General features: G+C 50.4%; 21 protein-coding genes, 1 tRNA gene and 1 riboswitch. Of the genes, 8 read left to right on the forward strand and 14 right to left on the reverse strand.

Annotation, left to right across the window (positions count from 1 at the left end):
* Positions 1–34 precede the first annotated feature (34 nt).
* The 8 genes from serA to ACAW87_RS12260 all read right to left on the reverse strand — a co-directional run bounded on the left by serA (position 35) and on the right by ACAW87_RS12260 (position 6,774).
* A complete protein-coding gene (gene serA / locus ACAW87_RS12225) occupies positions 35–1,942 on the reverse strand; it encodes a phosphoglycerate dehydrogenase (RefSeq protein ID WP_370723678.1) in 1,908 nt (635 codons plus the stop codon).
* 95 nt (positions 1,943–2,037) lie between these two features.
* Positions 2,038–3,024 (reverse strand): YheT family hydrolase, encoded by a 987-nt coding sequence (locus ACAW87_RS12230; protein WP_370723679.1) that lies wholly within the window; start codon positions 3,022–3,024, stop codon positions 2,038–2,040.
* A gap of 107 nt (positions 3,025–3,131) precedes the next feature.
* Complete coding sequence (locus ACAW87_RS12235; protein ID WP_370723680.1) at positions 3,132–3,689, reverse strand: hypothetical protein; 558 nt, start codon at positions 3,687–3,689, stop codon at positions 3,132–3,134.
* An 11-nt stretch (positions 3,690–3,700) separates the two neighbouring features.
* Positions 3,701–4,966 carry a hypothetical protein gene (locus ACAW87_RS12240; RefSeq protein WP_370723681.1) on the reverse strand — a complete coding sequence of 422 codons (1,266 nt, stop codon included), beginning with the start codon at positions 4,964–4,966 and terminating at the stop codon, positions 3,701–3,703.
* Positions 4,967–4,975: 9 nt separating this feature from the next.
* Positions 4,976–5,161, reverse strand: a complete 186-nt coding sequence (locus ACAW87_RS12245) for a hypothetical protein (protein ID WP_370723682.1) — start codon at positions 5,159–5,161, stop codon at positions 4,976–4,978.
* A gap of 142 nt (positions 5,162–5,303) precedes the next feature.
* A complete protein-coding gene (locus ACAW87_RS12250) occupies positions 5,304–5,471 on the reverse strand; it encodes a hypothetical protein (RefSeq protein ID WP_370723683.1) in 168 nt (55 codons plus the stop codon).
* Between the two features lie 93 nt (positions 5,472–5,564).
* The gene (locus ACAW87_RS12255; protein ID WP_370723684.1) at positions 5,565–6,128 is read right to left on the reverse strand and encodes a hypothetical protein; all 564 of its coding nucleotides are present in this window, start codon (positions 6,126–6,128) and stop codon (positions 5,565–5,567) included.
* A 211-nt stretch (positions 6,129–6,339) separates the two neighbouring features.
* On the reverse strand, positions 6,340–6,774 hold the full coding sequence (locus ACAW87_RS12260) for a hypothetical protein (protein ID WP_370723685.1): 435 nt from the start codon (positions 6,772–6,774) through the stop codon (positions 6,340–6,342).
* A gap of 444 nt (positions 6,775–7,218) precedes the next feature.
* On the opposite strand from ACAW87_RS12260, the gene ACAW87_RS12265 reads away from it, so the two are divergent.
* From ACAW87_RS12265 to ACAW87_RS12285, 5 genes are all read left to right on the forward strand, one after another.
* Complete coding sequence (locus tag ACAW87_RS12265; RefSeq protein ID WP_370723686.1) at positions 7,219–8,811, forward strand: sensor histidine kinase; 1,593 nt, start codon at positions 7,219–7,221, stop codon at positions 8,809–8,811.
* 18 nt (positions 8,812–8,829) lie between these two features.
* Positions 8,830–12,426 carry a response regulator gene (locus ACAW87_RS12270; RefSeq protein ID WP_370723687.1) on the forward strand — a complete coding sequence of 1,199 codons (3,597 nt, stop codon included), beginning with the start codon at positions 8,830–8,832 and terminating at the stop codon, positions 12,424–12,426.
* A gap of 100 nt (positions 12,427–12,526) precedes the next feature.
* Positions 12,527–12,895, forward strand: a complete 369-nt coding sequence (locus ACAW87_RS12275; protein ID WP_370723688.1) for a response regulator — start codon at positions 12,527–12,529, stop codon at positions 12,893–12,895.
* A gap of 5 nt (positions 12,896–12,900) precedes the next feature.
* A complete protein-coding gene (locus ACAW87_RS12280) occupies positions 12,901–13,710 on the forward strand; it encodes a CheR family methyltransferase (RefSeq protein WP_370723689.1) in 810 nt (269 codons plus the stop codon).
* Positions 13,711–13,718: 8 nt separating this feature from the next.
* Positions 13,719–14,297, forward strand: a complete 579-nt coding sequence (locus tag ACAW87_RS12285; protein WP_370723690.1) for a chemotaxis protein CheB — start codon at positions 13,719–13,721, stop codon at positions 14,295–14,297.
* Positions 14,298–14,332: 35 nt separating this feature from the next.
* Here the strand turns inward: ACAW87_RS12285 and ACAW87_RS12290 are convergent, their stop codons facing one another.
* The 3 genes from ACAW87_RS12290 to ACAW87_RS12300 all read right to left on the reverse strand — a co-directional run bounded on the left by ACAW87_RS12290 (position 14,333) and on the right by ACAW87_RS12300 (position 17,500).
* A complete protein-coding gene (locus ACAW87_RS12290; RefSeq protein ID WP_370723915.1) occupies positions 14,333–15,664 on the reverse strand; it encodes a glycoside hydrolase family 30 protein in 1,332 nt (443 codons plus the stop codon).
* Between the two features lie 249 nt (positions 15,665–15,913).
* Entirely contained in the window at positions 15,914–16,486 is a 573-nt protein-coding gene (locus ACAW87_RS12295) for a C40 family peptidase (protein ID WP_370723691.1), read from the reverse strand.
* 186 nt (positions 16,487–16,672) lie between these two features.
* On the reverse strand, positions 16,673–17,500 hold the full coding sequence (locus ACAW87_RS12300; protein ID WP_370723692.1) for a rhomboid family intramembrane serine protease: 828 nt from the start codon (positions 17,498–17,500) through the stop codon (positions 16,673–16,675).
* 188 nt (positions 17,501–17,688) lie between these two features.
* Positions 17,689–17,798: riboswitch (SAM riboswitch) on the forward strand.
* Between the two features lie 178 nt (positions 17,799–17,976).
* Here ACAW87_RS12300 and ACAW87_RS12305 point away from each other — a divergent pair.
* Entirely contained in the window at positions 17,977–19,293 is a 1,317-nt protein-coding gene (locus ACAW87_RS12305; protein WP_370723693.1) for an O-acetylhomoserine aminocarboxypropyltransferase/cysteine synthase family protein, read from the forward strand.
* 114 nt (positions 19,294–19,407) lie between these two features.
* A complete protein-coding gene (locus ACAW87_RS12310) occupies positions 19,408–20,418 on the forward strand; it encodes a homoserine O-acetyltransferase family protein (RefSeq protein WP_370723694.1) in 1,011 nt (336 codons plus the stop codon).
* 288 nt (positions 20,419–20,706) lie between these two features.
* Here ACAW87_RS12310 and ACAW87_RS12315 read toward each other — a convergent pair whose 3' ends face one another.
* The gene (locus tag ACAW87_RS12315; protein ID WP_370723695.1) at positions 20,707–21,411 is read right to left on the reverse strand and encodes a ClpP family protease; all 705 of its coding nucleotides are present in this window, start codon (positions 21,409–21,411) and stop codon (positions 20,707–20,709) included.
* A gap of 221 nt (positions 21,412–21,632) precedes the next feature.
* Between ACAW87_RS12315 and ACAW87_RS12320 the strand changes: the two genes are divergently transcribed.
* Positions 21,633–22,046, forward strand: coding sequence for a helix-turn-helix domain-containing protein (locus ACAW87_RS12320; protein ID WP_370723696.1), 414 nt, complete (start codon positions 21,633–21,635; stop codon positions 22,044–22,046).
* 92 nt (positions 22,047–22,138) lie between these two features.
* On the opposite strand, the gene tig is transcribed toward ACAW87_RS12320, so the two are convergent.
* Positions 22,139–23,497: a trigger factor gene (gene tig / locus ACAW87_RS12325; protein ID WP_370723697.1), complete on the reverse strand. Its 1,359-nt coding sequence runs from the start codon at positions 23,495–23,497 to the stop codon at positions 22,139–22,141.
* A gap of 114 nt (positions 23,498–23,611) precedes the next feature.
* Positions 23,612–23,693, reverse strand: a tRNA-Leu gene (locus ACAW87_RS12330).
* Between the last annotated feature and the right edge of the window lie 84 nt (positions 23,694–23,777).

Below are 23,777 nucleotides of genomic sequence, written 5' to 3' on the forward strand. Positions count from 1 at the left end.
AGCACCCCTTTCTTCCCTCCTCCCTTTCCTCCTTTTAGTACAACAATCTAAATCGAATCGTATTATCAATGTCTTTCAATTCCTGAACAACTTCGTCGGCGTAGTCTTTCGAAATGTCGGAGATTACGTACCCGATGGTTTCGTTCGTCTTCAAGTACTGACCCTGAATGTTAATATGGTACTTGGCGAAGATGTTATTCATTTTCGCCAGAATGCCAGGTACGTTGGCGTGAATGTGCAACAACCGGTGCGAATCGTGGAGCAACGGCAACTGTAACTCGGGGAAGTTTACGCTGCCGTAGGTGCTTCCGTTGTTCATGTAGCTCACTAACTTGGCGGGCACAAACTGACCAATGTTCGCCTGCGCTTCTTCGGTGCTTCCGCCAATGTGGGGCGTCAGAATTACGTTGGGCAATCCGCGCAGTTCGTTCAGAAACTCTTCGTTATTAGTCTTCGGCTCGTACGGAAACACGTCGATACCCGCACCCGCTACTTTACCTGACTTGATAGCATCGACCAGCGCTGGAATATCGACGATATGGCCCCGCGACAGGTTCATGAAAATAACACCCTGTTTCATCAGGCCAAACTCACGGGCACCGATCAGGTTTTTATTTTCCTTCCGGCCATCGGTATGCAAACTCACTACGTCCGACACGGCCAGCAGATCGTCGAGGGTCTGGCATTTGCGGGCGTTACCGAGGGCGAGTTTATCCACCCCGTCGTAGAAGTATACTTCCATGCCCAGCGCCTCGGCCACCACCGACAGTTGCGTACCGATGTTGCCGTAGCCGACCAGACCAAGCTTTTTACCCCGTACCTCAAAACTGTTCACCGCCGACTTGTCCCAAACGCCGGTGTGCATTTTATTGCTTTTCGGCACAATGCCCCGAATGAGCATGATCATCTCGCCCACAGCCAGTTCAACCACCGAGCGGGTGTTGCTGTAGGGCGCGTTGAACACGGCCACCCCTTTTTCGGTAGCGGCGGCCAGATCGATCTGGTTTGTGCCGATACAGAATGCGCCGATGGTCATCAGCTTGGGTGAATTCTCTAGTACCCGGCGGGTCACGTTCGTTTTCGAGCGAATGCCTAGAATATGAACGCCTTGAAGCGCCTCGATCAGTTCGTCTTCGTCGAGTGCGCCTTTGCGAATATCCAGGCTGAACCCTTCTTTTTCGAGCAGGCTGACGGCAATCGGGTGTACATTTTCGAGCAGCAATACTTTAATGCGGCTCTTTGGGTATGAATGGCTACGACTCAATTTGTTATCGAATAAAAACTCGTCAAGCGAAGCGGCAATATGGTCGGCTTTAGCCACCACCTTGGGCCGCGATACGTTTTCGGTGAAGGCATAAAAGCGGTTCGCCAACCCCGATTCCCGAATTTCGTAATCGGTATAACCATCACCGATGACATACACATCACCGTCGAAATTCAGCTCTTTAATCAGTTTTACTTTGCCTTTATCCTGCGAAAGCGGGTTGGCGTCGTCGCAACCAACAATGCGGCCATCTTCGTCGAACTCAAAGGTGTTGGCGTAGACGTTCTCGGCCTTGATGCCCAGTGCCGTTACGATGGGAACGATGAATTCTTTAAACCCGCTCGACACGATAAAAATCTGATCGGCCTGTTCGGTCAAAAATGCCTGGTTGCGCTGGAACGAGTCCGACACCATTGTCGACAGCAGTTCAATTAGGGCCGGCAACTGATCGCGGTGAGCGTTTAGCAATTTCAACCGCATCTGAATGGATTGGGCCAGCGACAGCTCGCCCGACATACCCCGGTCGGTGATGGTTTTAATCTGATCGAGCACATCGTCGCGGTCGGGTCGGCCGGCGAGTGAGATTTCGCCCAGAATATCCAGCGCTTCTACTTTCGTGAAGGTGCTGTCGAAATCAATGACGTAAAAGGTTTGATCGGCAAGCGTTTGCGTAGTCATCTGCAAGAGGAAAAAATGAAATCAGGTTGTTGTACAGCAATCAGTTATGAAGTGGGGCCAGTGTAAACTGACTCTTGCGATGAAGTGTAGGTACGTTAGCCGAGGGCCCGAGTCAGAAACTGCAACACTCGTTCTTCGGCGTAGGTAGGTGCCTGTAAACCGTTGGCGGATGGGAAACCACAGTGGCCGCCCTGCTTTGGAAACTCCATCCAAACACTGGTGAGTTCCTTGGCCAACGCCTCCGGAAAGCATTCAGGGGACAAAAATGGGTCATTCTGCGCATTCAGGACCAATGTAGGCACCGTTATTTTCGATAAAAAGCCCAACGAGCTGTTTCGGGTGTAGTAATCGGTGACGCCATTGAACCCGTGCAATGGGGCCGTGATGAGGTCATCGAACTCCCGAAGCGAGCGAATCCGGCTCAGATCGGTGGCCCGGATGGCCTCGGGTAACGTACCTGACTTCTGGCGGACTTTTTCTTTCAGCGTCTTCTGAAATCGTCGGTTATACACCATGCTGTCCCACTGTTCCAGACGGTCGGCGGTGGTCAGCAACTCCAGCGGTACAGAGACGGCAACCGCTCGTTGTATGGACGCATTGGCCGTCGCGCCCTGTTCGCCGAGGTATTTCACCGTGATGTTTCCGCCCGCGCTGTAACCAACCAGATGAATGGTCTGGTAACCAGCGGCCAACGCTGCCTGAACAACCGTGTGCAGATCGCCCGTTTCGCCGATGTGGTAAAACCGGGCCTGCCGGTTCATGGTACCCGAACACGAGCGGTAGTGCCACGCCAGACAATCGAACCCGTGCTGATTCAGCAGACGAACCGTGCCCGCCATATACTGCCGGGTGCTGTCGCCTTCGAGCCCGTGCGAGATAATGACTAGCGGATTTTTCGCGGAATCGGCTGACAGTTGGGCCGTACTCCAGTCCAGATCCAGAAAGTCATCGTCGTCGGTTTCCACCCGTTGTCGAACGTACCTGACGGAGATATGGCGAAACAGCGACGGGACAATGGTCTGTAAATGACCGTTCCACAAATAAGCGGGCGGGCGGTACGATGTGGCGGTGATCAACGGCATACCAACAAAAAAAGGCCGCCACAATTAGCGTAGCGGCCTGGCAAAGGTAAGTTTCTGGTTTAGCTTTTCAGTAGATTAAGCCAACGTACTCAGAATCTTAGACTTACTTATTTCTTTTGCTCAATTAAAAATACATCGCCTACTTTCCCTCGAACGATCATAGGAGCCAAGATCAATCCCTCAATTGTCGAGTTGGCCTTATGGAGGTAATTGGAGGTATGCACCCGATCAGTTAAGGGTGTACCATAGTTAAACAGTTGACTCGCTGTCTGATAATAGACATTTCGTCTATACTGTTCTGCACAAAGACCGGAAGGCACCACGTAAAGAGGAATTACTACACGAACTGGTAGGGTTTGATCTAAAGCCCAAAATTCGGCATTATCTAGTATCGCATCTGTCAAAGGCCGCAGAATATTAACAGGCAAACCTGGCGAAAACTGAATACTATCTATCTGGCTACTCCGCAGAATGATAAAGGTAGCTGAGCAAAACGCTTCTATGCATGTGGTATCAGGAGCTAGTGGATGTTCATAATAACTCATAGCTATCCTCTCCAAAGCTGACTGCCCGTCAGGATGCAGAAATCGAACGTTTGATCTTGTTTGTCCTGAACAAGTTAGAGACAACACAGATACAAATAATGTCAGAATGATCCGGTTCATTTGGGTTAAGTCTAGTACGAACAGGTAGTTCCTTTTTGTCTCGTCATGTAAGGGGTGATTTTTGACATCGCTTCCTCTGGAGTCATACCATACTTTTGCTTTGCCAATGAATCAATTGTTTCTCTGTCAGTTTGTACATAATCGTCTAACCCAATTAAGCCGAAAGCTATCAACTCTTCTCTCGTTAAGTTAGGGTAATAAATACCCATAGTAGTCGCTGTCCTCTCCACCCAGTTAAAAAACATACTTCTATGCATCTCAAGTTGCTCTGGATTAACAGGAGTATTAGTACTCATGATAATGAGTGCGTGAATCATTTCATGCAATATGATAGCAGTCATAAACTCTTGCGTTGATCCAGGGTAAGCACTATTTATTTTAATTAATTGAGGCGGCCCTGGGTTATACGCGGCATGTGCCTTCCCTGGTTCACTCACTTGGATGAACTTAATGTCTGCGCCACCCTCTCTAAAATTTGAGGCAAAATCATCAATAATGCGGTCTCTAGTGGTTTTGTCATTAACAATTTTCTCAATAAGCTCTCGGTAACAACCTGTAACTGAAGCATCAATGGTGATTTTATTATTGCCAATATATATGACGCTTCCATTATTTGATATGTTCACGTTCGGTCCTGAGCCTGAACTATAACTGTAACTACTCGCGTACTGCTCAAAGGTCATAAAGCCGAACAAATCAGCCTCCTCCTGAGAATCACAGACTGTGGTTACCTCGGCTGAGACTAGATTCTCCTCATCTAGTTCATATTTCTTGCAGTTCTCGGTAAAAACCCTTGAACAAGGCATACTCCCACGTCGCTGTTCTGTTCTTTTGTAAACAACGACTCCATCAGGGTTTGGCTTTTTGCAATCCCAATGACCCTCATACACACATTCATATACGTCGTCGGAGAAGTCTACACAACCCCGGCCATTTCTGGATGAACCAGAATCAGTACCCGTGAATATTCGGCCCGTTATCACCCCCTTTTTCACGTTCCAGCCTTTAACAGGATGCCCTTCCCAATCCAGTACACGTACCTTACCCGTAAATGTTTTAGGATCTTTTGACCAGTTGGTCGGGTCATCGGGCTGCATAACCACTAGAAAAGCATAGCGTTTACCGTCTTTCTCCATCACCACCAAGTGTAAAGGAGGCACTTCGGTCATTTTATCTTCACTTTCACCCCACATCACCCGGTTGTGGCTCAGTGGAATAGTGAAGCCCTCACTATTTTTTGTCTCTACCCGCTTACCCTTTTCCCAGGCCACTTTCACATCGGCTAACTAAGCCGCGTCTTTACCGCCTGAGCGGGCGCTACCGTTTGGCTGATGGGTGGCTTCAAACCAGGCGCGGGTCTCTTCCAAACCAGCCACATCGGCCGTACTAATGGCCTCCTGTCTTACAGGAGCGCAAGAAAATACAAGGATAAACAGAACACTGGTCAGCAGCGATAAGCATAGCTTTCTCATATTTTATTGATTTAGGGTGAATTCCCTATAAACGTAGGGAATTCACCCTAAATCAATAAAATATGAGAAAATATTATTTAAGTACAATTATTAAACGGTTGAAGATCATTTGATCAACTATTCACGCTACTCTGTGCATTTCTTAGTCTACAGAAATAGAGCAAAATGATATAGGTTCGTCGTCGGTTTCCACCCGTTGCCGAACGTACCTGACAGGGATATGGCGAAACAGGGCCGGCACAACGGCCTGAAGATGACCGTTCCACAAATAAGCGGTCGGGCGGTACGATGTGGTGGTGATCAACGGCATACCAACAAAAAAAGGCCGCTACGATTGGTGTAGCGGCCCGGCAAAGGTAAGTTTCTGGTTTAGCTTTTCAGTAGATTAAGCCAACGTACCTAGTTACTTCTTCGATGGATTAACCAAGTACACATCATTTATTCTCCCTTTAATCACCATCGGCGGGTAGACCACTCCTTGCACGGGCGTCAAGGGCTGCTCCATGTACGAAAAACGGTTTATCTTAGTGTTTAGCGGTTTCCCGTAGTCAAACACTTGACTTACAGTGGGAAAGAATAAGCCTATCCGGTCTTTTTCCTCACATAAAGCGGAAGGAACAATGTACAAAGGAATGATGATCCGCACCGGTGTAGCCTGATCTAACGACCAGTATTCGGCCGTTTCCTTCAGCGCATGAGTCATCGGCTGACTGATTTCGGGCGGCACTCCCGCCGAAAACTGAATACTATCGATCTGACTGCTACGTGGAATGATGAACGTGACCGAACAAAACGCTTCCAGGCAGGTCGTTTCCGGTGCCTGAGGATGCCCCCAGAAGGCAACAGCAATCCGCTTCATGGCAGATCGTCCCTCAGCGTCCAGAAACCGAACGTTGGGGGAGCTTTGTCCAAACGCATAAGTCTGGCAAACCATCATCAGTATATACCCGAAGGCTTGTAGTCTCATATCAAGCTAATTTGGACAGTCCGTTCCCTTGATCTTCACCATATACTGAATATAGTGAAACAAAGCCGACACAATAGTACGAAGTATTGGAAATCAACGACATACCAACAAAAAAAGGCCGCCACGAGTAGCGTAGCGACCTGACAAAGGTAAGATTGGCTTGGGGGATTATAAACTTGACGAAGGCTAGCGTACCTGCCAACTTTTGTAGTTAGCGCATTTGTACAAGATATACTGGCTCCAGTAACCATTCGTTGGTTGACACCTTGATCAGTTTGGTGGGTTCCTTTCCGAAAAGGCTGTCCCACATGGCCCTCATCTGATCAAACGATTGATTGGAAGGGCAGGGCGAACCAACAAAAAATGAGGCCATGACCGGTACCGTAAACCAATGTCCATTCGTTTTGGCGCAATTTTTACACACCCAATATTGCTCGCTTTCACGAATACCCTCCTTAAAAAATTCGCTCAATTGCCTTGGTAACTCACCACTAAACGCCACACTATCAATCTCACCGGTTTGGGCCAGGTGAAACCGATACGAACTGATGCTGTAATAGCACCGGGGGCCTGCTGATTTCCCCCAGCCTCTCAAATCAGTCAGGTAGCTACCCATTGAAACCACTTTTTTTGACCTCGGCTCCACATAATTGAATGTCGGAGAGACTACCCTTTGGGCAAGGCCACTCACTGAAAACAGTAATAATACCACCAAAAATAGACGGTTACAGAAGGCTGTTATCAGATCTTTGTTCATGTGGATTATCTGCTTCATTTAGTGGTGGATACGTACCTACGCTATTCGCCAGTTGCTTTTTGAGAGTCAGCTTAAATTGGCCTTACCTACCAAAATGAAAGCGATTCGCAACATACGATTCTTTTCAAAAGAACGCATGCTCCGCCCCGATGGGCTTAGGCCTTCTCACCTATTATTTTTTCTACCGATGCTGCGGCCCGCTGGGCCTTAGGCCACTCCATCAACTTATTACTCTGAATAGTCCATGTAGTAAACATGACTGGTAGAGCATGATCAGGTACGTTATCTTTGCGGCGCAATCCCCCAGCTTCGGCGCACTAACCATAATCATACATGATTCTCATCGTTGATGACAGGCGGGAAAATATTCTTCCTCTACAGAAGATCCTCGAACTGCATCGCTTCCAGGTAGATACGGCCGAATCGGGCGAAGAAGCCCTTCGGAAAGTACTCACTACGGCTTATTCTGTCATTATTCTGGATGTACAGATGCCCGATATGGATGGCTTTGAAGTAGCCAGCGCCATCTCCGGTTTCGGCAAAGCCCGCGATACCTCCATCATCTTTCTGTCGGCCGTTAATACAGATAAGAAATTCATTACCAGAGGATATACCGCAGGTGGCGTCGATTACCTGATTAAACCCGTTGATCCGGATATTCTGGTTCTGAAGGTAAAAACGCTGCAAAAGCTTTACGAGCAACAGCAGGAACTGAGGGCCACGCAGCTCTCGCTTCGCCACGAGATAGCCGTTCGCAAAGAAGCACAGGATGCCCTGGCTACCCAGGTCGATGACCTTCAAACAGTGTTGGCCTCCATACCGCTCATGGCCTTCACGGCCCGGCCCGATGGCAAACTCGAATATGCCAATGAACACTGGCGAAATTATACAGGCAGCGCCACTACGTTTCCGGAAGCACACGCCGACGATTACTTCCCCGAACAATGGGAAGCGGCGTTGATAAGTGGGAAAGAATGGACCAGCGAAGTACGACTGAAAGAGCTGACATCTGACAACCACCGCTACCACCTACTGCGGGCGCTTCCCATTCGAAAGAACGACAGCATTATTCGCTGGATAGGTACGTTCACCGACATTCACGCCCAGAAGCAGGCCGCCGAACGGCTCGAACAGGAAGTAGCCCAACGTACCCACGAACTGGTGCTGAACAACGCTGCTCTGGAACGGGCCAACCATGAATTACAGCAGTTTACCTGGGTGGTGTCGCACGATTTGAAAGAACCGCTCCGGAAAATCCAGTTCCTGAACGACCTCATCAAAGAGCAGTGCCTCACCGATAACCCCGATGCACTCGCCTACCTCGACCGGTCGATTCGGGCCTCGGCACGGATGACAAGTCTTATCAATGACTTGCTCACCTACGCCCAACTATCGGCCCCGGAGCCGTTTCAACCTACCGATTTAAATGCGTTGCTACGTGAACTTCTGCTCGATTTCGATGAAGCCATCAATCGGCAACAGGCGCAGATCACGGTAGCAAATCTGCCCATTCTCGATGCCATTCCGCCCCGGATTCGGCAGGTGTTCCAGAACCTGATTGGTAACGCCCTCAAATTTACCCGGCCAAACGTGCCACCGGTGATCACTATCGCAGCCGAGCGCATTGCTAGTAAAGAGGTCGACGCCCTCCCCTCGCACAACGGACCATATTGCCGGATTGTAGTCACTGATAATGGCATTGGGTTCGATGAGAAGTTTGCGAACCGCATTTTTGTGCTCTTCCAGCGGCTACACGACAAATCTCGTTTCGAGGGCACGGGTATCGGTTTGGCCATTGCCAAAAAGAACATCGATAAGCACCACGGGCTCATTGCCGCCCGAAGCTGTGAAGGAACAGGGTCGCGCTTTATGCTTATTCTACCAATCACTCAGTCAGAGCAGGTTACTACCCTACTCCCTATCTAAGCTTTTTTAGTCGCTTTTATGCCGCAAGTAACAAACTCGGTCATCAGGCAACTTCAGGTTGTCTTTTCGCTGTCAACGCTGCTCCTGCTCGTTAGCCTGACTGCCTCATTCTACAGTATTCAGAAGCTGATCAGCAATTCGAATCTGGTCAATCATACCAATCAGGTACTGATCGAAGCAGAGAACATCATCTCGTATATGAAAGACGCCGAAACCGGTCAACGCGGCTATTTGCTGACGTACGATCGGCGTTTTCTGCAACCCTATACAGACAGCTACGAAAAGGTAACGACAAGCTATGGTAAGCTTCAGACGCTGACAGCTGATAATCAACTCCAGCAGAAAAACCTGGAAGCGGTTAAGGGACTGTACGAACGTAAGTTCATGCACATGCGGCGAGGAATAGCCCTCTATCAGCAACGCCGGGTACGTCAGGACTCAGCGCAACGATACGCCGCCCTGTCGGTCGGAAGAAGGACCATGGATTCGCTGCGGACGACCATCAGCCGTATCCAGCGGTCAGAGAGTGATTTACTGCAAACCCGCCTTCAGCAACAGCAGTTCTACATCACCTATACGCCCTTCCTGCTCATTATTGCCGCGGTTATTTCTATGATGATCACCGCCTTTACCTACCGGCGAATCAAAACCGACATGGATACCCGACTGGCCCAGCAACTGGCCGCCGAACGGGAATATGCCCAAACAGCCCGCCGCATTACCGTGATGGAAACCATTACCCGAAAAATTGCTGATGGTGACTACGGTGCTCGTAGCAACGACGATCAGGACGATGAACTGGGGCGGATTGCCAAAGCGCTGAACCGAATGGCCAACTCGCTGGAACAGACCTTTACTGACCTGAAAGACCGGAACTGGCTCCAGACCGGCGTGGTAAAGCTGAACGATGCCATACGGGGCGAAAAACGCCTAACCAATCTGGGTACCCGCCTGATCGACGCCATTGCCGGTTACCTGAACGCGCCACTGGGAACGGTTTATCTGGCAGACACAGACGGCACCTTTAAACTGGCGGGCAGCTATGCAGCCGATCAGGCCCCACAGATCGTTACCGCCGGCGTTGGGCTGGTTGGTCAGGCCATTGCCAGCAAGCAAACCCTCACCGTTTCTGACCTGCCCGCCACCTATAGTCAGGTACGTTCGTCGTTGGGCCAGACTCCTCCTGCTTCGGTCACTGTTGTTCCGCTAGTCTACGATAACGCTTGTGTTGGGGCGGTTGAAGTGGGTTTACTGCGCCAGCCAACTCCGCTGGAAATTCAGTTCCTGGAGCAGAACGGCGAAGCGATGGCAATGGGCGTGAATGCCGCGCTTGATTTTATCCGGCTCCAGGATTTTCTGGAAGAGACACAGGTGCAAGCCGAAGAATTACAGGCCCAGCACAGCGAACTGGAAAACCTGAACGCCGAACTGGAAATGCAGGCACAGAAACTGCAGGCGTCGGAAGAAGAACTTCGGGTGCAGCAGGAAGAATTGCAGCAAACCAACACCGAGTTAGAAGAGCGCGGGCTATTGCTGGAAGAACGGAACGGCGAAATACAGAAGAAGGCCGATGAGCTGGAACTGGCAACCCGCTACAAATCGGAGTTCCTGGCCAACATGTCGCATGAGTTACGCACGCCACTCAACTCAATTCTCCTCCTGAGCCGACTGCTGGCTGAAAACAACGAAGCCAACCTCTCGGGCGATCAGGTCGAATACGCCAAAGTCATTCAATCGTCGGGCAACGGGCTATTGGGGCTGATCGACGAAATTCTGGATCTGTCGAAGATTGAAGCGGGGCAGATGAATCTGGATTTTCAGGACGTAGCCCTCACTGACATTACCGACGAGCTACAAGCCCTGTTTGGCCTGATGGCCAAAGAAAAAGGTCTGGACTTCTCGATTATTGTAGCACCAGACGTACCTGCCACCATCGAAACCGACCGGATGCGACTGGGTCAGATTCTTAAAAATCTGTTGGCGAATGCGCTCAAGTTTACGGCCAATGGTCAGGTACGTCTGACTATTTCGAGCCAGCCGCGTACGCAGGTGCTCAGTTTCGCCGTAACCGATACGGGAATTGGTATTCCGACCGAAAAGCAACCGTTGGTATTTGAGGCTTTTCAGCAAGCCGACGGGTCTACCAAACGCAAATATGGCGGCACCGGGTTAGGCCTGTCCATCAGCCGTGAATTGGCTAAGCTACTCGGCGGCGAAATCACGCTAAAAAGCAAGGTCAATGAAGGCAGTGAGTTCACGGTACGCCTGCCAATCAGAGGCACGCAGCCGGTAACGCCAACGCCCGCACCCGCTTTGCCAGCCCCGCGTCAGCAGCCGGTGATGCCGGCAACCGTAGTTCCGGAACCGGAAAAACGATACCTCAGCAACCGAATACCCGACGCCGTGCCCGACGATCGGGATCGTATTGAGGATACCGACAAAGTGATTCTGATTGTGGAAGACGATATTCACTTTGCCAAATCACTGCTCGACTATGCCCGTCAGAAAGGCTACAAAGGCGTGGTGGCCGTTCGGGGCGACGAAGGTCTGACGCTGGCGACCCAATACAAGCCTATTGGTATCTTGCTGGATATTCAATTGCCGGTTATGAGCGGCTGGGAGGTGATGGACGCCCTGAAAGCCGACCCGCAAACCCGGCCTATTCCAGTGCATATTATGTCGTCGCACAAGCTTAAGAATGAAAGTCGACTGAAAGGGGCGATCGATTTTGTAGACAAGCCAATGGCGTTTGAGCAGATGCAGACCGTCTTTAAAAAGCTGGAAGACGTCTTGACCCGCGACCCCAAGAAAGTTTTGATTGTGGAAGATAATCCCAAACACGCCAAGGCGCTGGCTTACTTCCTGGAAACGTTCAACATCAGTTCAGAACTGAAGAGTAGCATCGCAGACGGCATCGACGCACTTCAGGGGAAAGAAGTCGATTGTGTGATTCTGGATATGGGTATACCCGATCAGAAAGCGTACGAAACGCTCGAAGAAGCCCGGCGAAATCCGGGGCTGGAAAACCTGCCAATTATCGTTTTCACGGGTAAGAGCCTATCGATGACGGAAGAGCTGAAGATCAAAAAATACGCTGATTCGATCATTGTCAAAACGGCCCACTCCTACCAGCGAATGCTCGACGAGGTGTCGCTGTTCCTGCACCTGGTTGAAAGCAACAAAGCAACGCCAACTGGCAGTACCGGCAAAAAGCTGGGCGCACTGAATCAGGTACTGACGGGAAAAACGGTTCTGGTAGCCGACGATGATGTGCGGAACATCTTCTCACTTTCTAAAGCCCTGGAGCAGTATAACATGACCGTAGTGGCCGCCCTGGATGGTAAAGAGGCTCTGCAAAAACTTACCGAACACCCGGAAATTGATTTGGTCTTGCTGGATATGATGATGCCGCAAATGGATGGCTACGAAACGGCGCGCCATATTCGGGAACACTACCAGTGGAAAAACCTGCCGGTGATTGCCGTTACGGCCAAAGCCATGACTGGAGACCGCGAAAAATGCCTTCAGGCAGGCGCATCGGATTACATCACCAAACCCGTAGACATTGACCAACTGGTATCACTGCTGCGCGTCTGGCTTTACGACCGAAGATAAGTACGTTGTAGCGCCGAAGCTCCAGCTTCGGTAGTCTAGTAATATCAATCACTATCGAAGCTGGAGCTTCGGCGCTACAACGGGCCTAACCATAAACAGAATGCCTAAAAAACGAGTCTTAGTCATAGACGATGACCCCCGGAATATTTTTGCGCTGACCGCTACGCTGAAGGCGAAAGGATTCGACTGTTTATCCTGCCTTGGTGCGCAGGAGGCACTCGCTTTGCTACAAACCGATGAGCCTATAGACGCCATTCTGATCGATATGATGATGCCCGATATGGATGGTTACGAAGCTATTCCGCGTATCAAAAACATTCCGAGCCGCCGCGATACACCCATTCTGTCTGTAACAGCACAGGCGATGGTGGGTGATCGGGAAAAATGTTTACAAGCCGGGGCAACCGAATACGTAGCCAAACCAATCGACGTTGACCGGCTGATTCATTTACTGTCAAGTAGTTGCTAGTGAAGATGATTGAGGACGAACAGGTAACGCTTCTGCTACACGACATCCTGGAATTATACGGTTACGATTTCACCCGCTACAGCCGGGCATCGCTGAAACGCCGGATCAACCGGTTGTGGGTGGCCGATCGGTTTCCCAGCTTTGCCGAGTTGCGCTATCAGGTACGTTCCGACGCCGACTACCTCAAACGCTTCGTGGAAGAACTGACCGTGAACGTGACCGAAATGTTTCGGGACCCTTTGTTCTACAAATGCCTGCGAACCGAAGTACTGCCCACGCTGGCCGCCAAGCCGTTTATCCGTATCTGGCATGCGGGCTGTTCAACAGGCGAAGAGGTCTATTCGATGGCTATTTTACTGCACGAAGCGGGTCTACTGCATAAATCCCTGATTTACGCCACCGACCTGAATCCCGACGTGTTGGAGTCAGCTCGTAAAGGCATTTTTACGCTCGCTCCCATGCCGCAATATTCCGAGAATTACCAGCTATCGGGCGGCACGCGGGATTTCTCGATGTACTACACCGCGAATTATGGGTACGTGAAGTTCAACGAGGACCTGGCCACAAAGATGGTTTTTTCTACCCACAACTTGGTTTCTGATCATTCGTTCAACGAGTTCGATCTGATCATGTGCCGTAACGTGCTGATCTACTTTGATAAGGAACTTCAGGAACGTGTGTTACGGCTATTCGATGAAAGTTTGGGTCCACTTAGTTATCTGGCCCTGGGTTCCAGAGAAACCCTGAAACTCTCGGCCATTCGGACAAATTATAGACAGGTGACGCCCGAAAAAATATGGCGTAAAATCGGCTGATGAAAGCCATGGCAAAGCAGACCCGTACCGTTGTTGTTATTGGAGGTTCTACCGGTAGCCTCGATGTATTGCTACCCGTGCTATCGGCACTACAATCGCCCCTGACCCTCAGCCTTGTGGTAGTCGTTCACCGGAAAAACACATCAAACTCACCTTTGGCGGCCCTTCTGGCTACCAAAACAAGCCTACCCGTACACGAAGTAGACGACAAAGACCTATTGAAACCGGGCCACATTTACCTAGCCCCGGCCGATTACCACCTCCTATTCGAGAAAAACGGCACTTTTTCGCTCGACGATTCTGAGAAAGTCCACTTCAGCCGACCCTCTATCGACGTTACGTTTGAGTCGGCCGCTGATGTGTATGGAGCCGGTGTGGTGGGCATTCTTCTGTCGGGAGCGAATGCCGATGGCACCCGGGGATTACAAGCCATTAAACAGGCGGGCGGTATCAGTGTGGCTCAGCAACCGACCTCAGCCCAGGTTGCCTACATGCCACAACAGGCCATTGATAACGCCGCCGTGGACAGGGTTTTAGACGTACTTGAGCTAATAGAATTTATTAATCTGCAGAATCAAGCGCTTTAGATAGTGTGTTCGTAACCTAGCCTGAATTGCTTAGTTTACCACACGTACGTACCTACACTTCCCTCTTTCAGTGTGCTGGTAATGCTCTTACCCCGATAGCGGACGGCAAACGATTGGGGGCCCTTACCGCTGTTCAGCACAATAAGTGTGGTACCACCATTCGGCGTTTTGAAAGCCACATTCGGTAACGACTCAGGCATATTGGTAGCTATTCGTACCGACCCCGGTCGCACAAATTTAGAAGCCGACGCAATGACGTAATAGGCTGGATTACGGGTAATGGTATTACCATCCAGTGTGATAGCCCCGAGGCATTCTGTACAGCCGCCGTCTGTATGCGGCTCCTGTTTAGGGTTAGCGGCCAGATTCCACTCCAGTACTGTACGGCTCCAGTTTCGGGTGGCACCGATAATCAGGTTGGCCACGTGCCAACCCAAATCGCCTTTCAGATTACCGGGCGCTCCAGTCCATTGTTCAGTGAAGTACAGATTCTTGTCGGGATGCGCTTTATGAACCTCACTCAGCGCTGAAACAGGACCTCCATATAAATGAAAAGCCGATCCGTCGACATAGGGTTTGACCTCCGGGTCGTTGAGGATTGAGATCGGATAATCGGGACGATCAGCATTATGATCGTATATGATAATCTTGGTGGTTATTCCCGCCTGTTTGAACGCTGGCCCCAGGTTCTTCTTGATAAACGCGGCCTGCTCTTGTGGCAACATCAGCAAACTAGGATTATTTCCCGGGTGCAACGGTTCGTTCTGAATTGTGATGGCATCTATTCGAATACCTTCCGTTTTCATGGCTTGAATGTACTTAATGAAGTACTGGGCGTAGGCATCGTAGTATTCAGACTTCAGACTCCCCCCTTTCGATTGCTGATTCGTCTTCATCCATGCTGGCGGCGACCAGGGCGAACCCATAATCTTAATAGCCGGATTGATCGCCAGAATCTGTTTGAGAATCGGGATCAGATAAGCCCGGTCAGGTGCTATTGAAAATTTTGCCAGTGCTACATCGGTCTGACCCTCGGGCAGGTCATCGTACGAAAATACCCGATCGTCCAGATCCGACGCACCAATACTGATGCGCAGGTAACTCACGCCAATGCTTTGACCATCTACCGCAAAAAGTTCATGTAGTAAAGCAGCTTTCGCCTTTGTACCCATCTGGCTGATGAGTTTGGCACTGCCGCCTGTCAGCGTGTAACCAAAGCCATCTATTGACTGGAACCTCTGGCTTTCATCAATCTCAATTAATGGGTTTGAACTTGTCTTGCTGGTAAACGGCAACGTACCTGGCTGTTGGGCAAAGAGTGCAGACCGATCTGGGTTAGTCAGCCATACCTGCACCGACTGCTGCATTGTCTGACAGTACGCCTCCCGAGTATAACTCGCAGCGGCAAGCAAGAGCGCCAGCGCCGTTGTATAGACAGCAATTCGTGTATGGATCATAGAAAGCTTTCAGCGTAATAAAACAGGCATTAACTGCTCCGTGGCCCAGAGTTACTTTCCGTAAAGCAGGTATCTACTCAGTAATACGATTCAGCCAGTATTCTACTAAAAAAGGTCGCTACCCTTCGGCAACGACCTCTCAAAGCTATAGCGTAAGCCTTATTTCTCGGCCACAAGTCGGGCTACCCGGCGAATACCCATGTAGCGATTGCGGTAATAAGCAGCGTCCAGGTAATCGAAACGGATGCCGCCGCCCCAGGCCGAATGAATGAATTTGATTTGATTACCGACCACTTCTGTGATCATGCCAACATGGCCAATGCGACTCCCGCCCGATGAATGTCCTTTGAAGAAAATCAAGTCGCCGGGCTTGGCAGCCTCTTTATCTACCTTGACCCCCACGTTTCCCTGAGCGGCACTTGAATGGGGTAAATTGACGCCAAACTGGCTAAAACAGAACCGGGTGAACCCCGAACAGTCGAACCCTTTCGGGGTAGTGCCGCCGGAACGGTAACGAATGGAAAGATGCTTTTTGGCAAAGCCGATTACGTCGCTGACAATGGGTATATCGTCGTAAAAAGAAGCGGATTCAGACGAAGTTGAGGCTACTTTATCAGCAGAAACAACCGGCTTCATGTCAACCGTTACCATTGCCAGTTCGGCATTGGTCTGGGCTTGGGTGATGCCAAACGAGACAGCGAAACAGGCTGTCAGGAGCACTTTCTTCAGCATAAACGGACGGGTTAAGTCGTAGTTACAGTTGCTAAACTATGGCCAACCCGTCATAAGACCAAACAAATGATGGCTTTTTATGCTGATTACATTCTACATTATTGTGGAATTATCACCACAACTATACTTAACCTACTGACCCATAGAGTATCTACGCTTGTATTAAAATTTCATAAATGAACGTACCTACCGTCCTTCAAGTAAGTCGCGTTCTTGCTCGGTAAGGCTGTTCACACCCCGCTCGTTGATCTTATCCAGTATCCGGTCAATCTCCTGTTGCCGCTGAAATTTAGCCGCGTTATACCGCTCATCTTTTGTTTCATGTTGCGTGGCCGTTGACGAAAAGCCATTAATATAAAGCCACTCGGGCCGGTTGATCAAAAATAGCATGAACATAATGGTCGGTAACGTCAGCAGTAGCGCGATAGGCCAGTTGCCCTGCAACACAAGCGGTTCGAGCGCACACATGGTCAGCACGCCAATTAACGCACCTCCCAAATGAGCCTCGTGCCCAATGTTATCGGTGCGTGATTTAATTCCATAGATAGAGAACAGCGTAAATGCCAGGCCAAAAAGCCAGGCAGGTAAACGGAATGGTAAAAACAGCATACCCATTTGCATGCCCGGAAAAAGTAGAATAACAGCAAAGATGATCCCGGCCACAGCCCCCGACGCACCCACTGCCCGATACCCGTAGTTGTTTCGGTTAATGAAGAGCGATAATAAATTTCCACCCACGAGACTGGCGAAATAAATAATTAACACGTGCCACGGGCCGGTTACCCGCTCCAATGTACCGGCAAACGACATGAGCGCATACATATTGAAAAGCAGGTGTATCCAGTTGGCATGCACAAAACCCGAGCTGATCAGACGACGGTATTCTTTGTAAACCAAGATACGCTCAACAGAAAATATGTACTGATCCAGTAGCGCTTCCCGTCGGAATGCCCCGAAGGTGATGAGACTGGTTAATACAACAAGCAGAAGGCCAATACTGCCAAAAGAAGCCATAAGTAAGTTGTTGGTTGAAAGAGTAGTTACATTAAAAACAGATTCATCGGTAAGTAAATTCATTACTGTATCCTCATTGGGTCAGGTACGTTCAGCACACTAAACATTGCGCAATCAACGGCTGAGCCGTATGTTTGCAACATCAAGTCAATACGGTACTGCCCACCCGGGATAAACAGCCACCCGTTGATTTATAGAGATGAGGGGAGAGATCAGGCTCTGCGAACCTCAGGCAACCTACCACATGGCAAGGTGCTACGTCCTGCCCGCAACAAGGTGTTCGTGGGGCATATAAACCAAACTGACAACATGCGCTATACACGCCTTACCTACCGACGTATGCCCGCCACGGGCTATTGACGTTCCATACAACCAGTCTTCAGAAGCACTGGTCAATTCTTCCTATTCCTACTTATTCCGGGCCTATGGCCTCTACAAACCAACCAGCCGTCGCCGGCTGATTCTACACGCTATTTATGGCTAATCAACCTCAATTCGAGACGCTCCAGCTCCACGCCGGGCAGGAGATCGACGCGGTAACGCACTCTCGGGCAGTGCCCCTTTACCAAACAACCGCCTATCAGTTCAACGACTCGGCCCACGGTGCGCGGCTCTTTGCCCTTCAGGAATTTGGCAATATTTATACCCGCCTGATGAACCCCACCACCGATGTTTTCGAGAAACGCGTAGCGGCGCTCGAAGGTGGAGTAGCGGCACTGGCAACAGCATCAGGGCACTCGGCCCAGTTTCTGGCCATCAACAACATCACGTCGGTTGGCGACAACTTCGTAACGACGTCATTTCTGTACGGCGGTTCCTATAATCAGTTCAAGAACTCGTTTAAAAATATCGGCGTAGAAGCACGCTTTGCCGATGGCGACAACCCTGCCAGTTTCGAGCCGCTGATCGACGAGAAAACGAAGGCGATTTACCTCGAAACCATCGGTAACCCCAGCTTCAGCATTCCTGATTTCGAAGCCTTCGTAGCGCTGGCCAACAAGTATGATTTACCGCTGATCGTCGATAATACGTTTGGCGCGGGAGGTGCCATCTGTGCACCCTTGAAGCACGGTGCGCATATTCTGGTCGAGTCGGCCACAAAATGGATTGGTGGTCACGGCACCACAATGGGCGGCGTTATTGTCGATGCAGGTACGTTCAACTGGGGCAATGGCAAGTATCCGCAGTTTACCGAGCCATCGCCGAGTTACCACGGACTGGTGATGAACGATGTATTCGGCATTGGCGGCCCATTCGGCAACATTCAGTTCATCATCCGCGCCCGGGTCGAAGGCCTCCGCGACTGGGGTCCATCACAGAGTCCGTTCAATAGCTGGATGCTGATTCAGGGCCTCGAAACGCTATCGCTACGGGTTGAACGTACCTGCGAAAACGCGCTCGCCCTAGCCGAATGGCTGGAGCAGCACGAACTGGTCGAGTACGTGAACTACCCCGGCCTCGCCAGCAGCAAGTACAACGCCCTGGCCAAAAAATACCTGACACGCGGTTCGGGTGGTGTGTTGTCGTTCAAACTGAAAGCAGGTCGCGAAGCCGGCGACACTGTTGTGAATTCACTGAAGATGGTGAGCCATCTGGCCAACGTGGGCGATGCTAAAACGCTGATCATTCACCCCGCCAGCACAACCCACTCACAGTTATCGACCGATGACCAGACAGCCGCCGGTGTTGAGCCAGGCCTTTTGCGCGTATCGCTCGGCATCGAACATATCGACGATATAAAAGCCGACTTCGAACAGGCATTCGCCCAAATTGAACAGGCTGTTCTTAATTAGTTTGTGGTCTGTGGTTTGAGGTTTGTGGTTGCGTTGCCAACTCTCCAGTTCCGTGGGCTAGCAGCGCAATCACAAACCTCGAACAACAAACTACAAACCCTTCTTCTTTCCCCCTTGCACTACTTCGACTACAAGTTTTCGTACTCCCTTGAATTGGGGGAGGAATTGTCCGGTTTCAGACTGGCTTATACCACGCGGGGTACCATCAACGATGACGGCAGTAACGTGATCTGGGTTTGCCACGCCCTGACCGGTAATGCAGACCCCGGCGAGTGGTGGAGCGGACTGGTAGGACCCGGTAAATTCTACGACCCAGCTCAATATTTTATCATCTGCGCCAATGTGCTGGGCGGCTGTTATGGCTCTACCGGGCCGTTGACCATCAATTCGAAAACGGGCGAACCCTACTGCCACACGTTCCCTACCGTTACCATTCGCGATATGGTCGGGGCACTGGATCTATTACGGCAAGAACTGGGGATCGAACAGATTCATACCTGCGTAGGTGGATCTGTGGGTGGCCAACAAGCAGTGGAATGGGCCATTATGCAGCCTAAGCTGATTAAAAACCTGATTCTGATTGCGACCAATGCGGTATTCTCGCCCTGGGGAATTGCCTTCAACGAATCGCAGCGGATGGCGCTGGAAGCAGACCCTACCTGGGCCGATAGCGTACCTGAAGCGGGTCAACGCGGCCTGAAAGCGGCTCGGTCTATTGCCCTTCTCTCCTACCGCAATTACGAAACGTATGCTTTTACGCAGGCATTGGATAACAACGAGCAGACCGACCAATACAAGGCTGCCGGCTACCAGCGCTATCAGGGCGAAAAACTAGTCAGCCGGTTCAACGCATTCACATACTGGCTATTAACGAAAGCCATGGATTCGCATAATGTCGGCCGGAACCGGGGTAGTATTCCCAACGCTTTGGGTCTTATCGAAGCCAAAACGCTGGTTGTCGGTATTCATTCCGACGTGCTCTTCCCGCCGACCGAACAGCAGTTTCTAGCCCGCCATATCCCGAACGCCGTCTACGAAGAGATAAACTCTCTATACGGCCACGACGGCTTTCTGATCGAGTTCAAACCCCTGGCCCAGATCATTAGGAAGTGGGTTGGCATGTAGGGGCGGCCCACAGTGGCCGCCCGCTTTCGGGCGCAAAGCGACCGCTGAAAAAGTGCGCGTCAGTTAACGAAACGTTCTACTTCAGGTGCCGTTCTTGAATTCGACAACTCCCGCAAATACCAACATTCCCAAACGCAAAAGCGACCGCTGAATTTGTCACAGACTACTGAGTAGCCTGAGGCAAATTTAGTGGTCGCTTTGCGTTCGAAAGCGGGCGGGCACGATGGCCAGCCCCTACATATTAACGATTAGTGATAAGGCCATACAATTAGTAAGGCAACACTAAACTTACTTCTCCCCAATCGTCCGTTCGCGGCGGAGGACTTCGTCGATGAGGCCGTACTCTTTGGCTTCTTCGGCACGGAGCCACTTGTCACGATCCGAGTCTTTTTCGATTTGCTCGAACGACTTTCCTGAGTGATCGGCCAGGATTTGGTACAGTTCTTCGCGCAGTTTCACGATCTCACGTGCGGTGATTTCGATGTCGACCGACTGGCCTTGTGCCCCGCCCGATGGCTGGTGAATCATAACCCGTGCGTGTGGCAACGCCGACCGTTTGCCGGCCGCACCACCCGCCAGCAATACCGCGCCCATTGAGGCGGCAAGGCTAGTGCAAACCGTAGCCACGTCGGGCCGAACGTACTGCATAGTGTCGTATATGCCCAAACCGGCATACACCGAGCCACCGGGGCTGTTGATGTACATCAGGATGTCTTTCTTCGGATCGGCTGATTCGAGGAACAGCAACTGGGCAACAATGATGTTGGCAATGTTATCATCAACGCCCATACCCATGAAGATAATCCGGTCGGCCATCAGACGCGAAAATACGTCTACCTCCCGGAAGTTCATTGGCCGCTCTTCAATGACCGAGCGCGTCATATTTTCAACGTAATGGTTGTTAACCGTGTGCTTAACATACCCGTCGACCGTCAGACCATTAAGGCCCATGTGGTGGACGGCAAACTTGCGAAATTCGTCTCCGTACTGCATGTGTGTGATTAAAGGAAGTTCAATGTTTAATATCTAAAGTTCAAAGCTACTTTACCTAGAGCACTCAAACTTTGAACGGTTGGACATTGAACATTAAACAGATTTAAAAAAGTAACGAACGAGTCAGGTTGTAAGTTTCAAAACTTATCCGCCACAAAGTTGCGTTGTAGAGTGGAGAATCCCTGTCGCTTTTTCTTGATATTTCCTCGCTATTCCTTGTTATGAAGCAATTAAGCAACGCTCAGCCCACTCCCGAACGCATTCGGTTGGCCCGTTTACAGCAGGGCCTCTCGCAGGAAAATATGGCTGACCTGCTGGGTCTGTCAACCACCGCCTACGGTGATATTGAACGCGGCAAAACAGAGTTAACACTGAGCCGTTTAGCGCAGATTGCCGATGTGCTGCAAACCACCGTTGTCGACCTGATTGCTGACAGCCCGACCGCTTTTGAACCGACCGTGATTGCCCCCAATGAACTCGAACGGTTACGCAATACCGTTGAGAAGCAACAACTTGAACTGGATAAACTACGGCTTGAGGTTGATTTCCATAAACGCCGCTACGACGAGCGGATAGCCCTTGAATTGGTCTGGGCGCTGGGTCAGAAGCAGGAACGGCCTAAGATTGGGTTTTAGCCTATACACTGCGTGTGCAGGTGCAATCCATAAAAAAATGCCCCACGAGTTATCGTGGGGCATTTTTTTATGGATTGCACGTTGTGGTCAGATTACCCATTGGCCCGCTCGCGGAATTCATCGAGTGATACTGTCTGCTCAACAATCGTCAACTGTGATTTGATATAGTCAATCACTTTATCGTCGAATACCCGGTTAAACGTCTGCGTGTAGTTCTGTCCGTTATTCTTTTCGTCCATCAGGTAGTTTTTAGCGATCTTCTCAATGGTTTCATCCATTTCGCCGCCATCGCTGCCGGTAAATCCGAACTGATCACGAACCATCTGACGTGTAGCGGCCATGACCTCTTCAAATGATACGTTGAGTTCATTCTTCTCGGCAACGCGGTTTTTGATTAATTGCAATTTGGCCGACTTCGTGAAATCAGGATATTGCTCTTCGATTTGCTCAGGTGTGAACTTGCCTTCGTTCATTTCCAGCAACCACTTCTTCAGAAACTCATCGGGCAGGCTGATCAGAATATTTTCGAGCAACGCCTTTTCAATGTCGTTACGAAGCAACATCTCGGTTTCACGACCATAATTCTGGCCAATGATTTCTTTCACCTTCACCCGGAACGTCTCTTCATCAGAAACGGCACCAACGCCCAATACTTTGTCGAAGAACTCCTGGTTCAATTCGGCTGGCGCGTGGCGGGTTACATCTTCAATTGTGAATGAGAATTCGCCGGTCAGGTTACCCGCTTCTTCTTTTTTAGCACCGGTTGCCAACGCGCGCTCTTTCTCATCGGGAAAAGCGGCTTCCATTACAAACGTGAAGGTTTCTTCCTTTTTCTTACCGAGGAACGTACCTAACGCGTCGGGAGCAACTTTAGCCAGCGGCAGCGCAGTTTTGGTCACGAATGCTTCAGCGCCCTCAGGAGCGTTAAGCTGCTTCAGCTCACCAAAAATGGTATCACCTTCGGCTGCTTCTTCAGCGTGCTGATGCGATTGGAACTGAGTGCGAAGGTTTTCGATGGTATCGTTCACCTCTTTGTCGCCCGCTTCGATTTGGTAGCTATTAACCGAGCCAATCGAAGTCATGTCGACCTCAAAATCAGAGGCCAGGCCTAGTTCGTAGCTAAACTTGAATTCGTCCTGTGAATCCCAGTCAATAGCATCAGCTTCTTCGCGGTTCGGCATTGGATCACCCACTACCTGCAACTTGTTCTCGCGGATGTAGTTGGTTACGCTTTTGCTCAACAGGCTGTTTACCTCTTCAACCAAGATTCCTTTGCCGTACATTTTTTGCAAAACCGCAGCAGGTACGTGGCCAGGACGAAAGCCTTTCAGCGATGCCTGCTTGCCATACTGCTTCAGTTTCTTGTCAACTTCAGCTTTATAATCTTCTGGTTTGAGCGTAATTATCAGCGACGCATTGGTGTCGCTTGCTTTTTCGAGGGCTATATCCACGAGTTCGATTCGGTTTAAAATGAGTGAATGAGCGGATAAGCGATTGAGTGAATAGGTAGCCGAAGCTTATTTATTCACTAATTCACTCATGCGCTCATTCACAATTGACTCTTGTACGGGCGGAGGGACTCGAACCCCCATGCCTTGCGGCACCAGATCCTAAGTCTGGCACGTCTACCAATTTCGCCACGCCCGCGTGGTAGGAGAACGTTAACTGCGTTCTTTCCCGGTTTCGGAGTGCAAAACTAGACAATTCTTTTGATGTTCCAACGCTTATTCC

It is taken from the genome of Fibrella aquatica, assembly GCF_041321135.1.
Taxonomy (GTDB): Bacteria; Bacteroidota; Bacteroidia; order Cytophagales; family Spirosomataceae; genus Fibrella; species Fibrella aquatica.

Excerpts from the sequence above, each read along its gene's own strand:
- ACAW87_RS12270 (WP_370723687.1), top strand. The coding sequence starts at position 8,830 with ATGCCGCAAGTAACAAACTCGGTCATCAGGCAACTTCAGGTTGTCTTT.
- ACAW87_RS12235 (WP_370723680.1), bottom strand. The coding sequence starts at position 3,689 with ATGAACCGGATCATTCTGACATTATTTGTATCTGTGTTGTCTCTAACT.
- ACAW87_RS12320 (WP_370723696.1), top strand. The coding sequence starts at position 21,633 with ATGAAGCAATTAAGCAACGCTCAGCCCACTCCCGAACGCATTCGGTTG.
- ACAW87_RS12300 (WP_370723692.1), bottom strand. The coding sequence starts at position 17,500 with ATGGCTTCTTTTGGCAGTATTGGCCTTCTGCTTGTTGTATTAACCAGT.
- ACAW87_RS12250 (WP_370723683.1), bottom strand. The coding sequence starts at position 5,471 with ATGCCGTTGATCACCACCACATCGTACCGCCCGACCGCTTATTTGTGG.
- ACAW87_RS12230 (WP_370723679.1), bottom strand. The coding sequence starts at position 3,024 with ATGCCGTTGATCACCGCCACATCGTACCGCCCGCCCGCTTATTTGTGG.
- ACAW87_RS12280 (WP_370723689.1), top strand. The coding sequence starts at position 12,901 with ATGATTGAGGACGAACAGGTAACGCTTCTGCTACACGACATCCTGGAA.
- ACAW87_RS12305 (WP_370723693.1), top strand. The coding sequence starts at position 17,977 with ATGGCTAATCAACCTCAATTCGAGACGCTCCAGCTCCACGCCGGGCAG.
- ACAW87_RS12295 (WP_370723691.1), bottom strand. The coding sequence starts at position 16,486 with ATGCTGAAGAAAGTGCTCCTGACAGCCTGTTTCGCTGTCTCGTTTGGC.
- ACAW87_RS12285 (WP_370723690.1), top strand. The coding sequence starts at position 13,719 with ATGGCAAAGCAGACCCGTACCGTTGTTGTTATTGGAGGTTCTACCGGT.
- ACAW87_RS12245 (WP_370723682.1), bottom strand. The coding sequence starts at position 5,161 with ATGAGAAAGCTATGCTTATCGCTGCTGACCAGTGTTCTGTTTATCCTT.
- ACAW87_RS12255 (WP_370723684.1), bottom strand. The coding sequence starts at position 6,128 with ATGAGACTACAAGCCTTCGGGTATATACTGATGATGGTTTGCCAGACT.
- ACAW87_RS12290 (WP_370723915.1), bottom strand. The coding sequence starts at position 15,664 with ATGCAGCAGTCGGTGCAGGTATGGCTGACTAACCCAGATCGGTCTGCA.
- ACAW87_RS12265 (WP_370723686.1), top strand. The coding sequence starts at position 7,219 with ATGATTCTCATCGTTGATGACAGGCGGGAAAATATTCTTCCTCTACAG.
- ACAW87_RS12275 (WP_370723688.1), top strand. The coding sequence starts at position 12,527 with ATGCCTAAAAAACGAGTCTTAGTCATAGACGATGACCCCCGGAATATT.
- ACAW87_RS12315 (WP_370723695.1), bottom strand. The coding sequence starts at position 21,411 with ATGCAGTACGGAGACGAATTTCGCAAGTTTGCCGTCCACCACATGGGC.
- serA (WP_370723678.1), bottom strand. The coding sequence starts at position 1,942 with ATGACTACGCAAACGCTTGCCGATCAAACCTTTTACGTCATTGATTTC.